This window comes from Paraburkholderia sp. SIMBA_027, assembly GCF_046535315.1.
GTDB classification, from domain to species: Bacteria; Pseudomonadota; Gammaproteobacteria; order Burkholderiales; family Burkholderiaceae; genus Paraburkholderia; species Paraburkholderia tropica.
The window spans coordinates 452,420-467,573 of record NZ_JAWRWY010000003.1 but is presented as its reverse complement, the minus strand read 5'-3'; the positions used below and the strand labels follow the sequence as shown (position 1 = coordinate 467,573).

The 15,154-nt window shown below is 64.5% G+C and carries 11 protein-coding genes; 8 read left to right on the top strand and 3 right to left on the bottom strand.

The features are described 5' to 3' along the window. The first annotated feature begins 103 nt into the window (after positions 1 to 103). The 8 genes from SB764_RS07695 (at position 104) to flhC (ending at position 10,611) form a co-directional block, all read left to right on the top strand. Positions 104 to 3,886, top strand: a complete 3,783-nt coding sequence (locus SB764_RS07695) for a nitrate reductase subunit alpha (protein WP_410863119.1) — start codon at positions 104 to 106, stop codon at positions 3,884 to 3,886. Next, positions 3,883 to 5,406: a nitrate reductase subunit beta gene (narH, locus tag SB764_RS07690; protein WP_065057659.1), complete on the top strand. Its 1,524-nt coding sequence runs from the start codon at positions 3,883 to 3,885 to the stop codon at positions 5,404 to 5,406. Before SB764_RS07695 ends, narH begins: the two co-directional genes overlap by 4 nt. Position 5,407: 1 nt before the next feature. Further along, positions 5,408 to 6,103 (top strand): nitrate reductase molybdenum cofactor assembly chaperone, encoded by a 696-nt coding sequence (gene narJ / locus SB764_RS07685; protein WP_410863117.1) that lies wholly within the window; start codon positions 5,408 to 5,410, stop codon positions 6,101 to 6,103. 99 nt (positions 6,104 to 6,202) lie between these two features. Beyond that, complete coding sequence (narI, locus tag SB764_RS07680) at positions 6,203 to 6,886, top strand: respiratory nitrate reductase subunit gamma (RefSeq protein WP_410863115.1); 684 nt, start codon at positions 6,203 to 6,205, stop codon at positions 6,884 to 6,886. Positions 6,887 to 6,919: 33 nt separating this feature from the next. Further along, positions 6,920 to 7,708: a peptidylprolyl isomerase gene (locus SB764_RS07675; RefSeq protein WP_410863113.1), complete on the top strand. Its 789-nt coding sequence runs from the start codon at positions 6,920 to 6,922 to the stop codon at positions 7,706 to 7,708. Between the two features lie 45 nt (positions 7,709 to 7,753). Beyond that, on the top strand, positions 7,754 to 9,031 hold the full coding sequence (locus tag SB764_RS07670; protein ID WP_183713201.1) for an MFS transporter: 1,278 nt from the start codon (positions 7,754 to 7,756) through the stop codon (positions 9,029 to 9,031). A gap of 648 nt (positions 9,032 to 9,679) precedes the next feature. After that, positions 9,680 to 10,000: a flagellar transcriptional regulator FlhD gene (gene flhD / locus SB764_RS07665; RefSeq protein WP_065057654.1), complete on the top strand. Its 321-nt coding sequence runs from the start codon at positions 9,680 to 9,682 to the stop codon at positions 9,998 to 10,000. A gap of 11 nt (positions 10,001 to 10,011) precedes the next feature. Then, the gene (gene flhC, locus SB764_RS07660) at positions 10,012 to 10,611 is read left to right on the top strand and encodes a flagellar transcriptional regulator FlhC (RefSeq protein ID WP_065057653.1); all 600 of its coding nucleotides are present in this window, start codon (positions 10,012 to 10,014) and stop codon (positions 10,609 to 10,611) included. Positions 10,612 to 10,735: 124 nt separating this feature from the next. Here the strand turns inward: flhC and SB764_RS07655 are convergent, their stop codons facing one another. The 3 genes from SB764_RS07655 to SB764_RS07645 all read right to left on the bottom strand — a co-directional run bounded on the left by SB764_RS07655 (position 10,736) and on the right by SB764_RS07645 (position 15,148). Next, positions 10,736 to 12,061: an Nramp family divalent metal transporter gene (locus SB764_RS07655; protein WP_074981285.1), complete on the bottom strand. Its 1,326-nt coding sequence runs from the start codon at positions 12,059 to 12,061 to the stop codon at positions 10,736 to 10,738. Positions 12,062 to 12,125: 64 nt separating this feature from the next. Beyond that, entirely contained in the window at positions 12,126 to 13,355 is a 1,230-nt protein-coding gene (locus tag SB764_RS07650; protein ID WP_410863110.1) for an acyl-CoA dehydrogenase family protein, read from the bottom strand. A gap of 209 nt (positions 13,356 to 13,564) precedes the next feature. Beyond that, positions 13,565 to 15,148: an efflux transporter outer membrane subunit gene (locus SB764_RS07645; RefSeq protein WP_082991660.1), complete on the bottom strand. Its 1,584-nt coding sequence runs from the start codon at positions 15,146 to 15,148 to the stop codon at positions 13,565 to 13,567. Positions 15,149 to 15,154: the final 6 nt, after the last annotated feature.

Genomic DNA, 15,154 nt, shown 5'->3' with positions numbered 1-15,154 from the left:
GCATATGGCTACAAGTGTCTATTAACATTTGATGTATTAGATCTACTTGTTAAGTTTCATATTCTCGAATAAGCCTGTCCCCACAGGGTTGTCTGGAGGTGTCATGAGCCATTTTCTGGATCGTCTGCGTTATTTCACCACCGCAAGACCGTCATTCGCAGACGGCCACGGCGCCGTCACAGACGAAGACCGGAAATGGGAGGACGCCTACCGCACGCGCTGGGCGCACGACAAGATCGTGCGCTCCACGCACGGCGTGAACTGCACCGGCTCGTGCTCGTGGAAGATCTACGTGAAAGGCGGCATCGTCGCGTGGGAAACGCAGCAGACCGACTACCCGCGCACGCGCCCCGACATGCCCAATCACGAACCGCGCGGCTGCTCGCGCGGCGCGTCGTATTCCTGGTATCTCTACAGCGCGAACCGTCTGAAGTACCCGCTCGTGCGCAGCGCGCTCGTCAAGCTGTGGCGCGAGAAACGCCGCACGCTCGGCCCCGTGGAAGCGTGGGCCGCCATCGTCGACGACGACACCGCGCGCAAGAGCTATCAATCGCGGCGCGGCCTCGGCGGTTTCGTGCGCGCCGACTGGAGCGAAGTCACCGAGATCGTGGCCGCCGCGAACGTGCATACGGTCAAGCGCCACGGCCCCGACCGCGTGATCGGCTTCTCGCCCATTCCGGCCATGTCGATGGTCTCGTACGCGGCCGGCTCGCGCTACCTTTCGCTGATCGGCGGCGTGTGTCTGTCGTTCTACGACTGGTATTGCGATCTGCCGCCCGCCTCGCCGCAAACCTGGGGCGAGCAGACCGACGTGCCCGAATCGGCAGACTGGTACAACTCCACCTTCATCATGATGTGGGGCTCGAACGTGCCGCAAACGCGCACGCCCGACGCGCACTTCATGGTGGAGGCGCGTTATCGCGGCGCGAAGATCGTGTCGATCTTTCCCGATTACGCGGAAGGCGCGAAGTTCGGCGACATCTGGCTGCATCCGAAGCAGGGCACCGACGCGGCGCTCGCGCTCGCGATGGGCCACGTGATCCTCAAGGAGTATCACCTCGCGGGCAAGAGCGCGTATTTCGCCGATTACTGCCGCCGCTTCACCGACATGTCGTGTCTCGTCACGCTCGTCGAGCGCGACGGCCAGTACGTGCCCGACCGCTATCTGCGCGCCTCCGATTTCGCCGACGCGCTCGGCCAGTCCAACAATCCCGACTGGAAGACCGTGGTGATCGACGCCGCGAACGGCGAATTGGCCGTGCCGGCCGGATCGGCGGGCTTCCGCTGGGGCCAGCAGGTCGACGGCGATCTGGGCAAATGGAATTTGCGCGAGGAAAACGCCGAAGGCGAACCGCTCACGCCCGCGCTCTCGCTCGTCGCCGGACACGACGACGTGGTGGACGTCGCCTTCCCCTACTTCGGCAACGTCGCACACGCGCACTTCGCGCATACGGAGCACCAGTCGATCCTCTCGCGCCGCATCGGCGTGCGCCGCGTGGCCACGCGCGAAGGCGAGCGGCTCGTCGCCACCGTCTACGATCTGTTCATCGCGAACTACGGGCTCGATCAGGGCCTCGGCGGCAAGGACGTCGCCCACAGCTACGACGACGACGTGCCCTACACGCCCGCGTGGCAGGAAGCGATCACGGGCGTGAAGCGCGCCGACGTGATCAACGTCGCGCGCCAGTTCGCCGAGAATGCCGACAAGACCGAGGGCAAGTCGATGGTCATCATCGGCGCGGGCATCAATCACTGGTTCCATATGGACATGGCGTACCGCGCGATCATCAACATGCTGGTGATGTGCGGTTGCGTGGGCAAATCGGGCGGCGGCTGGTCGCATTACGTGGGCCAGGAAAAGCTGCGTCCGCAAACCGGCTGGACCGCGCTCGCGTTCGCACTCGACTGGAGCCGTCCGCCGCGCCAGATGAACGCCACCTCGTTCTTCTACGCGCACACCGACCAGTGGCGCTACGACCCGATGAATCCGACCGACCTGCTTTCGCCGCTCGCGGACAAATCGGCGTATCACGGCGCGCCCATCGACTACAACGTGCGCGCGGAACGCATGGGCTGGCTGCCGTCGGCGCCGCAACTGAAAAGTAATCCGCTCGAACTCGGGCGCTCGATCGGCGACGCCGCGCAAGCGGGCGCACGCGTTGCCGCGAGCCTCAAGGACGGCAGCCTCAAACTTGCCTGCGAAGATCCCGACGATCCGGATGCGTTCCCGCGCAACCTGTTCGTGTGGCGCTCGAATCTGCTCGGCTCGTCGGGCAAGGGCCACGAGTATTTCCTCAAGCATCTGCTCGGCACGACCAACGGCGTGCAGGGCGAGGAAATGTCGAAGCAAGGCGCGCCGCATCCCGAGGAAATCGTCTGGCACGACGAAGCGCCGCGCGGCAAGCTCGATCTGCTCTGCACGCTCGACTTCCGCATGTCCACGACCTGCATGTACTCGGACATCGTGCTGCCCACGGCCACGTGGTACGAGAAGGACGACATGAACACGTCGGACATGCATCCGTTCATTCATCCGCTCTCGGCCGCCGTCGATCCTTCGTGGCAGGCGAAAAGCGACTGGGAAATCTTCAAGAGCATCGCGAAGCGCTTCTCCGAACTGAGCGTCGGGCATCTGGGCGTGGAGCGCGACGTGGTGCTTTCGCCGATCGCGCACGACGCGCCCGGCGAACTCGCGCAGCCGTTCGGCGTGGCCGACTGGAAGCGCGGCGAATGCGAGCCGATACCCGGCAAGACCATGCCGACCGTGGCCGTGGTCGAGCGCAATTATCCCGAGACGTATCACCGTTTCACGTCGCTCGGCCCGCTCATGGACACGCTCGGCAACGGCGGCAAGGGCATCAGCTGGAACACGCAGGACGAAGTGAAGGCGCTCGGCGATCTCAACTATCGCTACGCGAACGAGCCCGCATTCGGCGACGCCGCCGGCCGCCCGCGCATCGAATCCGCGATCGACGCCGCCGAAACCATTCTCTCGCTCGCGCCCGAAACCAACGGCGAAGTCTCGGTGAAAGCGTGGGACGCGCTCAGCAAGATCACCGGTATTCAGCACGCGCATTTGTCCGAAGCGCGCGCCGACGAAAAGATCCGCTTTCGCGATATTCAGGCGCAGCCGCGCAAGATCATTTCGTCGCCGACATGGAGCGGCATCGAATCGGAACATGTGTCGTATAACGCCGGTTATACGAACGTGCACGAGCTGATTCCCTGGCGCACGCTCAGCGGCCGGCAGCAGCTTTATCAGGACCACGAGTGGATGCGCGCCTTCGGCGAAGCGCTTTGCGTCTACAAGCCGCCCATCGACACGGGCAGCTACGAAAACATGGTGGGCTCGCGCTCGAACGGCAATCCCGAGATCGCGCTGAACTTCATCACGCCGCACCAGAAGTGGGGCATTCACAGCACGTACACCGACAATCTGCTGATGCTCACGCTCTCGCGCGGCGGCCCGATCGTGTGGATTTCCGAGCAGGACGCGCAGCAGATCGGCGTGGTCGATAACGACTGGATCGAGTGCTACAACTCGAACGGCGCCTTGTGCGCGCGCGCCGTGGTGAGTCAACGCATTCCGCGCGGCATGGTGATGATGTATCACGCGCAGGAAAAGATCGTGAATACGCCGGGCTCGGAAATCACCGGCACGCGCGGCGGTATTCACAACTCGGTCACGCGCATTTCGCTCAAGCCCACGCACATGATCGGCGGCTACGCGCAACTCGCTTACGGCTTCAATTACTACGGCACGGTCGGCTCCAATCGCGACGAGTTTCTCATCGTCCGCAAAATGAAGAACGTCGATTGGCTCGATGGCGAAGAAACGCCCGTGGGCGCATTGCCGCCCGTCGTTCGCGAAGGAGAAACGTCATGAAGGTGCGCGCGCAGATCGCCATGGTGCTGAACCTCGATAAATGCATCGGCTGCCATACGTGTTCGGTCACCTGCAAGAACGTCTGGACGAGCCGCGAAGGCATGGAATACGCGTGGTTCAACAATGTCGAAACGAAGCCGGGCATCGGCTATCCGAAGGATTGGGAAAATCAGGAGCGTTGGCGCGGCGGCTGGGTGCGTAAAGCCGACGGCAAGATCGAGCCGCGTCTGGGCAACAAGTGGCGTTTGCTCGCGCAGATTTTCGCCAATCCGCACCTGCCCGAAATCGACGATTACTACGAGCCGTTCACCTTCGATTACGCGCATTTGCAGGAAGCCGGCAATACGAAGGCGACGCCGGTCGCGCGCCCGCGTTCGCTGGTGAGCGGCGAGCGCATGGAGAAAATCGAATGGGGGCCGAACTGGGAAGAAATTCTCGGCGGCGAATTCGAAAAGCGCGCAAAGGATTACAACTTCGAGAACGTGCAGAAAGAGATTTACGGCCAGTTCGAAAATACTTTCATGATGTATTTGCCGCGCCTGTGCGAGCACTGCCTGAATCCGGCGTGCGTGGCCGCGTGTCCTTCGGGCTCGATCTACAAGCGCGAGGAAGACGGCATCGTGCTGATCGATCAGGACAAGTGCCGTGGCTGGCGCATGTGCGTATCGGGCTGCCCGTACAAGAAGATTTACTACAACTGGAAGAGCGGCAAGGCGGAGAAGTGCATCTTCTGCTATCCGCGCATCGAAGCGGGCCAGCCCACCGTGTGCTCGGAAACCTGCGTGGGCCGCATCCGCTATCTCGGCGTGATGCTCTATGACGCGGACCGCATTCAGGAAGCCGCCAGCGTCGCAAACGAAAAAGATCTGTATCAGGCGCAGCTCGATGTGTTTCTCGATCCGTTCGATCCGCAAGTGATCGCGCAAGCCGAGCGCGACGGCGTGCCCGCCGCGTGGATCGAGGGCGCGCAACGCTCACCGGTCTACAAGATGGCGATCGACTGGCGCATTGCGTTTCCGCTGCATCCCGAGTTCCGCACGCTGCCGATGGTCTGGTACGTGCCGCCGCTTTCGCCGATCAACGCCGCCGCCAATAGCGGCGATCTGGGCATGAACGGCTGGCTGCCCGACGTGCATTCGCTGCGCATTCCGCTGCGTTATCTGGCGAATCTGCTCACGGCCGGCGACGAACAGCCCGTGCAGGTCGCGCTCGAACGTCTGCTCGCAATGCGCGCGTTCATGCGCGCGCGTCACGTCGATCGCGTCGACGCCACGCAGGTGCTCACGCAAGCCGGGCTTTCGCTGCATCAGGTCGAAGAGATGTATCGCTATCTGGCGATCGCGAATTACGAGGACCGTTTCGTGATTCCGACCACGCACCGCGAATACGCGGAAAACGCCTTCGATCTGCATTCGTCGTGCGGCTTCACGTTCGGCAACGGCTGTTCCGATGGACGCAGCGACGCGAGCCTCTTCGCGCCGAAAAGCGGCCATCGCAACATTCCGATTCAGGAGATCTGAGATGTTCGCGCCCCGCCCCAACGGCCTCACATTCAGGCTGCTCGCCGCGTGTCTCGAGTACCCCGACGACACGCTGATTCACTCCGTCGGCGAAGCGCGCGCGTATCTGCAAGGCGAGCGCGCGCTGCGCGGCGAAACGCGCGAGCGTCTGCTGCGCTTCTTCGATTATCTCGGCTCGCGCGATCTGCTTGCGCTACAGGAAAACTACGTGGCGCTATTCGATCGCGGGCGCGCGACCTCGCTGCATCTGTTCGAGCACGTGCATGGCGAATCGCGCGATCGCGGCCAGGCGATGATCGATCTGAAGCAGACCTACGAGCGCCACGGCCTGCTGCTCGGTTCCGAGCAGTTGCCCGATTATCTGCCGGTGTTCCTCGAATATCTCTCGCTGCTCGAAGCGAACGAGGCGCGCTCGCTGCTCGGCGAAACCACGGCCATTCTGCAATCGATCACCGCGGAACTGAGCCGCCGCAACAGCCACTACGCGTATGTGGCCGGCGCGGTGCTCGCGCTCGCGGGCGACAACGGCGCGGCACAGCCCGACGAAGCCCACGACGACGACGCCAACGCGCCGCACGACCGCGAAGGCTTGAGCGCGCTCGACGCCGTCTGGAGCGAGGAGCCGGTGCGCTTCATGGGCAACACGCAGCCGGGCGTCGCGCCGGTGCAGTTCCACGCACGGCGGCCGCCGCGTTGAGGCACGCCGCAAGAAAGCGGCGCAAATGAGCGGCGCAAGAAAGCGGCACAAGAGACAGCACTCAACCGCACGACACGTCTCACCTGGAAAGGATCAGTCATGGGCCAATATATCCATCAGTTCCTGTTCGGCATCTACCCGTACATCTGCCTCGCGGTCCTGCTGTTCGGCTCGCTGGTGCGCTTCGACCGCGAGCAATACACGTGGAAAAGCGACTCGTCGCAACTCCTGCGACGCGGCACGCTGCGGCTTGGCAGCAACCTGTTTCACTGGGGCATTCTCGTCGTGGTGGCCGGGCATTTCGCGGGCTTTCTCGCGCCGCACTGGCTCGTCGCGCCGTTCATCTCCGCGTCGATGCACCAGTTGCTCGCGATGGTCGCGGGCGGCATCGCGGGCGCATTCGCCATCGTCGGGCTCACGCTGCTGATCGCGCGGCGTCTGGGCGACACGCGCATTCGCCGCAACAGCAAGGTGTGGGACATCGTCATCGTGCTGATGCTGTGGGTGCAGCTCGCGCTCGGGCTCATGACCGTCGTGCTGTCCGCACATCACATGGACGGCGCGATGTTCGAACAGCTCACCGATTACGTGAAAGGCGTGGTGACGTTCCAGGGCAATCTCGCGGCGCTGCTCGACGGCGTGCCGCTCGTCTATCAGATGCATATCGCGCTCGGCTTCACGATCTTCCTCGTCTCGCCGTTCACGCGGATGGTGCATATCTGGAGCGGGCTGGCCTCGGTGGCCTATCTGCTGCGTCCGTATCAACTCGTGCGCAAGCGCTGAGCCGTTACCCCGCGAACGCCAGGAGACGAGACCATGAACGCCGATCCGCACACGCTCGACCACGCGCAGGCCGCGCGCGTGAATCACGTGGAAATCACCGCCGCGGCGATCGAAGAGGAAAGCCGCCATCACGCCGACGACCCGGACCCGCCGCTGGCCGCGCGCCGCGCGCTGGTCGTGCGCGAACTGCTGCGCCAGCGCGCCGTCGAACTCGCGCTGATCGACGCCGACGCCGCCCTCGACGACACCACACTCGACACGCTGCTCGCCCGCGAACTGCGCGTGCCCGAGCCGACGCCCGACGATTGCCGCCGCTATTACGCGCAGCACGCCGCGCAGTTCGTGCGCAACGAGATCGTCTACGCGAGCCATATTCTGTTCGCCGTGACGGAGCGCGTGCCGCTCGCGCTGCTGCGCCATCAGGCCGAAGACGCGCTCAACGCGTTGCTGCGCGAACCGCACGCGTTCGAGGCGCGCGCGGGCGAACTGTCGAACTGCCCGTCGGGTGCCGTGGGCGGCAGCCTCGGCCAGCTCACGCGCGGCGACACCGTGCCCGAATTCGAGCAGGCGCTGTTCAACAGTCCCGAACTCGGTTTGCTGCCGCGCCTCGTGCGCACGCGCTTCGGCTTCCACCTCGTGCGTATCGACCGGCGCGTGCCCGGCGAGCCGGTCGCATTCGAAACCGCCGCCGACGACATCGCACGCTTTCTCACCGAACGCGTGCGTCACAAGGCGATTCAGCAATACGTCTCGATCCTCGCATCGGCGGCGACGCTCGAACACGCCGCCGTCGAGGCGGCGACGAGTCCGCTCGTGCAGTAACCCGCCCATGCCCCACCCGCACCACGCGCGACCAGGAAAAACATCATGAATCTGCGCACCGAACCGCCCCCGACCGCCGCCACTCCCCCACGCGTGAGCGGGCAGGCATGGTCCGTTCTGTTCGCGAGCACGCTCGCCTTTCTGGTCTGCTTCGTCGTGTGGATGATGTTCGGCGTGCTCGGCGTGCCGCTGCGCGAAGAGCTCAAGCTCAACAGCACCGAGTTCGGCCTGCTCACGTCCACGCCCGTGCTGACCGGCGCGATCATGCGTCTGCCGCTGGGCGCGTGGACCGACCGCTACGGCGGGCGCATCGTCATGACGATCCTGCTCGTGGTCTGCGCGGTGCCGGTCTATATCGTCAGTTATGCGAGCCAGCTCTGGCAGTTTCTGTTCATCGGCCTCTTTCTCGGCTGCGTGGGCGCGTCGTTCGCGGTCGGCACGCCGTATGTCGCGCGCTTCTTCCCGCCCCAGAAACGCGGCTTCGCCATGGGCTTCTTCGGCGCGGGCACGGCGGGCGCGGCCGTCAACCTGTTCGTCACGCCCACCTTGCAGTCGCTGTACGGATGGCGCTTCGTGCCGCGCATCTACGCCGTCGCGCTGCTCGTGACCGCCGCGATCTTCTGGTTCGCCTCGGCGCGCGATCCGGGCGCGGGCAAGTCGAACGGCTCGCTGATCGACTCGTTCAAGGTGCTCGCCGATCCGCGCGTCTGGCGCCTGTGCCAGTATTACTCGATCACGTTCGGCGGCTTCACCGCGCTCTCGCTGTGGATTCCGCAGTATCTGAAGGCCGAATACGGCATGTCGCTCGTGATGGCGTCGGCGTTCGCGGCGGGTTTCTCGCTGCCGGGCTCGGTGCTGCGCGCGGTCGGCGGCCTGCTCGCCGACAAACTCGGCGCGCACAACGTCACCTGGTGGGGCTTGTGGGTCGCGTGGATCTGTCTCTTCATCCTCTCGTACCCGGCCACCGACTTCGTGATCCACACCATCGACGGCACCGCCACGCTCCATATCAGCATGCCGCTCGCGGGTTTCGTGGCGCTCACCTTCGTGCTCGGCGCGGTGTTCGCGTTCGGCATGGCGTCCACCTTCAAATATGTCGCCGACGATTTTCCGTCCAACATGGGCGTCGTGACCGGCATCGTCGGACTGGCGGGCGGGCTGGGCGGCTTTCTGCTGCCGATCCTGTTCGGCGCGCTGCTCGACCTGCTCAAGATCCGCTCGAGCTGCTTCATGCTGCTTTACGGCGTCGTCTGGGTCTCGCTGATCCTGCTCTATGTTTCCGAGGTCAAGCGCACCCCGATTCTCGGCGACCGTGCCGTCTGAATCGGCACGGCATCCATAGCCGGCGTCAGATCGTCCGTTGCGCGCCGGCACGCATGCGCCGCCATGCGTTCAATTCCGCATTTCCATGCGATTTACATATTCGTGTAAACCAGCACTGTTACAAAGCGCGTCAACGCGACGCGCATGCCTGCGGCTTGTCACATCTTGACAAGCCTCGTTACACAGGGTCGAAACACTTGTTACAGATTTATCCTCATACGTATTAATCGCTGACTGCGCATTTCTTACCTGTCAACGCAAATCCTTTCAAACCGTTTATTCGGATGACAAGCGTCCGTCCGCGATTTACGATTCGTTGCGCATGCAGCGGTGCCTTCGAGGAATCCCTTATACCACTTGGGTTTACGAGAGATTTCAGACTGCTTCGCGTGCGCTCGGGGTTCCTGGAGGCCGTTGTTTCGGACACCAGAAAGACTTACCGAAAATATTTGTAACAGCCGAATTATTTTTTTGAACAGGGATTGATTTCTGAGATTAGTCCTCATACAATTCGCTTCAACGTGTTACGAGTTGTAACACGTTGTATCAAAGAGTCAGGGCCGACAAAGAGCGGGCCGACGACGACCAGAAAAGTTACAACGGCAGCAAATGCCGGGGGGTTTAATCGGGGCTTCGGAAAAGAGAGAAATGGACCGTAGCAGCGAGACGCTGGAATCTATCCGCGAAATTAATTTGTCGTATCTGATGCTCGCACAGCGCATGCTGCGCGAGGACAAACCGGTCGGGATGTTCCGACTGGGTCTGTCGTCGGAACTGGCCGATCTGCTTTCCAATCTGTCTTTGGCACAGATCGTCAAGCTGGCTGCTTCCGACCAGCTTCTTTGCCTTTTCCGCTTCGATGACCATGCCATGTTGTCCGCTCTGACGCAGACTTCGCGGCATGCCAACGTAGCGGCGACTCATGCGGCTATCCTGCTTGCGGGACAGCCCGCCGGGCAATTCGCCTGAGGGGAACGGACATGACGAACCGCCGCAGCCTCACCGAAGATGCCCAGGAAGTGTTTCGCGCGATCGCGCTGATCGAACTGGGCGCGCGCATGCAGGTTCTGGAGAGCGAGCTGTCGCTCTCGCGGGACCGCATGATTCGCCTGTATCGTGAGATCCGCGGCGTATCGCCGCCCAAGGGTATGTTGCCGTTCTCGGCGGACTGGTACATGACGTGGCTGGCGAACATTCATGCTTCGCTGTTCTACAACACGTACCTGTTCCTCAAGAACGAAGCGCGTTGTTCGCATCTCGACGCGCTCACCAAAGGGTTCCGGCTGTATCTGGAACACTGCCGCCACAGCGAGACCGAGCCGGTGCTCGACCTCACGCGTGCGTGGACTCTGGTGCGTTTTTTCGATGCCGATATTCTGCAGATGACGCCTTGCTGCCGTTGTGGCGGTAAGTTCGTCGCGCACCGCCACGACTTGCAGCACAACGTCGTGTGTGGCGCATGCCAGCCGCCTTCGCGCGCTGGCAAGACGAAGAAGGCGGCTGCAGCGCGACGGGGCGCAGAGCAGACCGAGAGCGACCTTCCGGTGGAAACGCCGGATGGCATTGCCGAGGCTGCATAAGCGTAGGAGAGCCAAGATCCGGTCAACCGGACGCAGCAGCACGACTAGACGCGAAACCGTCCGGTGCCCCACGCGGCGCCGGACGGCGAAGCGCATTGCTTCGCCTCAATTCCCCTCAGTTCCCTTAATTCCCCACGAAGGTCTGCCAGACCAGCCACAGGTTCGCCGCCGTGATGATGGCAAACAGCAGCCACGCGATCATGCGCGTGGGCAGCCGGTTCACGAACACGCCCATCAGTGAACGATCGTTCGTCATGCGGATGAGCGGCCAGAGCGCGAACGGCAACTGCAGGCTCAGCACCACCTGGCTTGCGACCAGCAGCTTGCCCACCGCGCCGTTGCCCAGCAGCCACACGCCCGCGAACGCCGGAATCAGCGCGAGCACGCGCGTGATGAGCCGCCGCTGGTAGCACGGAATCTTCATCCGCAAAAAGCCTTCCATGATCACCTGGCCCGCCACGGTGCCGGTGAAGGTCGAGCTTTGCCCCGACGCCAGCAGCGTGATCGCGAACAGCACGGCCGCCGCGCCGCTGCCGACGATAGGCGCGAGCAGCTTGTAGGCGTCCTCGATTTCGGTGACCTGGTTGTGGCCCGTCGCGTGAAACGCCGCGGCCGCGAGAATCAGAATGGCCGCGTTGATCAGCAGCGCGAGCACCAGCGAGACGATGGTGTCGAGCCGCGACAGACCGATCGCCTGACCGATGCTCGCTTCGTCGCGCTTCACGGCGCGCGTCTGCACGATCGACGAATGCAGGTAAAGGTTATGCGGCATCACGGTCGCGCCCAGAATGCCGATCGCGAGATAGAGCGGCTCCTGGCTGGCGATCGCGTGCCACGACGGCACCGCGCCCGCGAACACCGACGGCCAGTGCGGCTTCACGAGCGCGAGTTCGATCACGTAACCGATGCCGATGGTGGCGATCAGCCCCGCCATGATCGCTTCGAGCGTGCGGAAGTTCTTGCCCTTCAGGCCGAGCACGATGACCGTGTCGAACGCGGTGAGCACCACGCCCCACATCAGCGAGCAGCCGAGCAGCAGATGGAACGCGAGCGCGCCGCCGAGCACTTCGGCGAGATCGCAGGCGATGATCGAGAGTTCGGCGAGCACCCACTGGCCGATCGCGACCGGTTTCGAATAGCGCGTGCGCGAGAGTTCGGCGAGATCGCGGCCCGTGACGATGCCGAGCCGCATCGCGAGACATTGCAGCGCCATTGCGGCGATGCTCGACAGCACGACCACGAACAGCAGGTTGTAACCGTAGCGCGAACCGGCCTCGATGTCGGTGGCCCAGTTGCCCGGGTCCATGTAACCGATCGAGATCAGCAGGCCTGGGCCCGCGAACTGGAGAAATTTTTTCCAGAACGGCGCAGCCGGCGATACCGCCACGCTGCCCTGCACTTCCGATGGGCAAAACGGCGCCGTCGCCGTTGTGGGTAATTTGAACTCCAACGGTGCGATCCTCGAGGGTGGATTTTTTCGCGGCCCGCAAAACGAGGGGCACGCGATCGGTCCCTCAAGTGTACAGCGTCGGCTCCGGCAATTCGCGCGTGAGCGCGTGGCGGCCAACATCGCGTACGCGATAGTCGAGCGGATCGTGCAGCGTATGCACGCGCGCGTTGCGCCAGAAGCGATCGAATGCGAGCGCGGCGGCCGTGGCGCGCGCGCCGCAGGCGTCGAACAGTTGCTCGCCCGCATCGAGCGCGGCGCGATGCGCAACGATCTTCGCTTCGGAAACCGCGAGCGAGACTTCGGCGCGCGTGTCCGCGCCGAGCGCGTCGCCCTGCGCCCAGGCGGCGTCGAACAGCGACGCCGCGCGGTCCGCGAGCAGCGACGCCGAGAGCGCCTGAATGCGCATCTCGCCGAAACGCTGCTGGAGATAGGGATCGTCGGCGGCACGCTGCACGCCCGAATTCACCCACGGACGGCCGTTCGCGAGCACGTACTCGCGCGCCTCTTCGAGCGCGCCTTCCGCGATGCCGACGAACAGGTTCGTCAGCACGAGTTGCGAGACCAGCGTGCGCAGCGAGGCGCGCGGCGTGTCGGGACGCTTGAGCACTTCATGCGCGCGCACTTCGACCGCGTCGAACGACACCGTGCCGCTGTCGGTCTGGCGCTGCCCGATCGGGTCCCAGTCGTCGTGCACGGTGATGCCCGCGCGCGCCGTGGGCACCACCGCGAACACGGGCTGGCCGGTCGCCGGATCGTGCGCGCTCACGGTCATCATCTGCGAACCGTAAGTGCCGGAGCAGAAGCCTTTTTTGCCGTGCAGACGCCAGCCGCCCTCGCCGTCCGCCTGCGCGACGAGCCGCGTATCGAGCGGATTGACCGCGTTGCCCCACCACCAGCGATGCTCGACCGTGCCGCGCAGCCAGTCCGCGCGCTGCGCGGCGCTGCCCCACAGATCGACGCTCACGATCTGCAGAAACTGGAAGCCGAGCAGATGCGCGAGTGCGCTGTCCGCGCGCGCGAGCGTGCGAATCGTTCTGTAGATTTCAGGCCAGCGCGCGCCGTTTTGCGCGCCGGTTGCGTCGTCAAACGCATCGTCGAACGCGCCGCCAAACTCGCGCGGCACCGCGAGCGCGAGCAGACCGGCATCGGCGATCAACTGCTTTTCGGCGGCGGCGTGACCGCCCGCGAGGTCGCGGCGCGCCGCGCTTTCGCGCAGGGTTGCGGCGAGCGTCGCGAGCCGGGTCGAGAAAGACGTAGCGTGCTCCGCCGTGCGCGGCGGTCGTGGATCGTTCATGCCTGGGTTCCCGAATGAGTGACGCTCGCGAACGAGCTAACCGGCGGACGGCGCGCGTCCGCTCCAGCTTCAATCAAACGATGATAGTGGCAGGCGCCGGCACGGTCTACGAACCGTTTACGCAAATGAAATCGCGGCTGGCGATATGCACGTGCATACGGGCCAGCCGCGAAGCGCCTGCACCGAAGGTGCGGCAATTGGCGCGTCGCTTAACGCGCGGCGAGCGGCGCGGGCGGCGGCGCGGTGCCGTCGGGTTGCGCGGGCGTCTGCGGCTTCGCGTCGCCCCAGCCGCCGCCGAGCGCGCGGATCAGGTTGACGGCCGCGACCGCCTGCGAGCCCTGCAGATGGCTAGCCTGCAACTGCGACACCAGCACCGTGCGCTCGCTGTCGATCACGTTCAGATAGCTGACCTCGCCTTCCTCGTACTGCGTGCGCGAAAGATGCGCCGAGCGCTCGGAGGCGTTCACCGCCTCATCCTGCTGGCGAATCTGGTCGTCGAGCAGACGCAGATCAGAGAGATTGTCCTCGACCTCGCGGAACGCCACGAGCACCTGCTGGCGATACTGCGCGACGTCCTCGTCGTACTTGCCGCGCGCCTGGGCGAGATTGGCCTTGCGGCGGCCGCCGTCGAACAGCGGCACCGTGAGTGCCGTGCCCGCGAGCGGCCCGAGCAGGAACGCGCGGCTCGACCACATGAACAGATCGCCGAGCGAAGCGGATTCGTAGCCGAACGCGCCCGTGATATCGAGCTTCGGAAAGAACGCCGACTTCGCGAGCCCGACGCGCGCGTTCGCGGCGGCCATCGCGCGCTCGGCGGCGGCGATGTCCGGACGGCGTTCGAGCAGCGTCGACGGCAAGCCCGGCGGCACGCTCACGTTCACGCTTTGCAGCGGCGTTTCGGGGAACGTGAAATCGGCGGGCGCCTTGCCGAGCAGAATCGCGAGACTGTGCTCGGACGCCGCACGCTGACGCGCCACGCCGACCGCATCCGCACGCGCGCTCGCGAGTTCGTTGCGCGCCTGCGCCACGTCGAGCTCGCTGATATCGCCTTCCTTGAAGCGGCGCTCGACGAGCTTGAGCGCGTCGGCGCGCAGCGTCACGGTGCGCCGATACAGATCGACGTCCGAATCGAACTGGCGCAGCTGGAAGTAGTTCTGCGCGACGTCGGCCTGCAACGCGAGCTGCACCGAGAGGAACAGCGCCTCGCTTTGCTGCGCGTCCGCGCGCGCCGCGTTCACGTTCGAGCTGACGCGGCCGAACAGATCGGCTTCGTAGCTCGCCGTGGCCTGCGCGCGCCAGAGCGTTTGCGTCGCCACCGGCGTGTTCTGCGGCAGATACTGCGAAGCGGGCGAAGCGCGCTCGTAAGTCGGACCGAAGCCCGCGTCGAACGACGGGAACCACGAAGCGCGCGCCGCCTGCGTCAGCGCACGCGCCTGCTGCACGCGCGCGGCCGCCGCCTTCAGGTCCTGATTCGCGGCCAGCGCCTGATCTTCGAGCTGGTCGAGCGTCGGGTCGCCGAACACTTTCCACCATTCGCCGCGATGCATGGCGTCGGCGGGCTGGGCCGCGGTCCACGAACCCACGTCGTGCGGATTCGCGGCTTGCGCGGCCTGTGTCTGTTGCGGCGCTTCCTTGTAGGCGTTCGGCACGCCCGAATCGGGCACCTTGTAGGTCGGCTCGACCGAGCACGCCGCGAGCCAGGCGAACAGCGCCACGCCCAGCGCGAGCCGCGTGCGGCGCCAGAACGCGCCCGCGTGCGCCGCATGTTCCTGCGAGAACGAATAGTTAGTCATCTTGAT